Source organism: Streptomyces katrae, from assembly GCF_000966975.1.
In the GTDB taxonomy this organism is placed as follows: Bacteria; Actinomycetota; Actinomycetes; order Streptomycetales; family Streptomycetaceae; genus Streptomyces; species Streptomyces katrae.
This window is the reverse complement of sequence record NZ_JZWV01001751.1, coordinates 1-607: the sequence shown is the minus strand read 5'-3', so window position 1 is coordinate 607 and position 607 is coordinate 1. Positions and strand designations below refer to the sequence as shown.

Below are 607 nucleotides of genomic sequence, written 5' to 3'. Positions count from 1 at the left end.
CGCGGGCAACGTCCTCACCCCGGACCTGCGCGCGGAGCTCCAGGGAAGCCTGCTCACCTGACACCCCCTCTCCCGGCCGGACGGTACTTCCGGCCGGGAGGGCCGGGACCGCGCGTCCCGGAACCCCAGTACCCCCGAAGGCCGTCATCAAGTCCCCCCCACCGGCCGCCCCGTCAGACGGCACGCTGACCACTGCTGTCCAGCCCGGAGGATCAATGACCCCGCCCCCCGCCTACCCCGATGCGTACGAAGACTCGTACTCGGAAGGCGATCAGCCGCTGGTGCGTCCGTACGCGATGACCGGCGGCCGGACCCGCCCGCGCTACCAGCTCGCCATCGAGGCGCTGGTCAGCACGACGGCCGACCCGATGCACCTGTCCGGCCTGCTGCCGGAGCACCAGCGGATCTGCACCCTGTGCCGCGAGGTGAAGTCGGTCGCGGAGGTCTCCGCCCTGCTGTCGATGCCGCTCGGTGTGGCCCGCATCCTCGTCGCCGACCTGGCGGAGGCCGGCATGGTGGCGATCCACCAGCCGGGCAATGGAGAGGCCGGCGGAACGCCGGACGTAACGCTGCTCGAAAGGGTGCTCAGTGGACTTCGCAAGCTCTA

The 607-nt window shown here is 71.2% G+C and carries 1 protein-coding gene; it reads left to right on the top strand.

All coding sequences use genetic code 11. From position 1 onward, the window contains the following. Positions 1-215 precede the first annotated feature (215 nt). On the top strand, positions 216-607 hold a 392-nt coding region (locus VR44_RS40445; protein ID WP_045952696.1), incomplete at its 3' end, for a DUF742 domain-containing protein.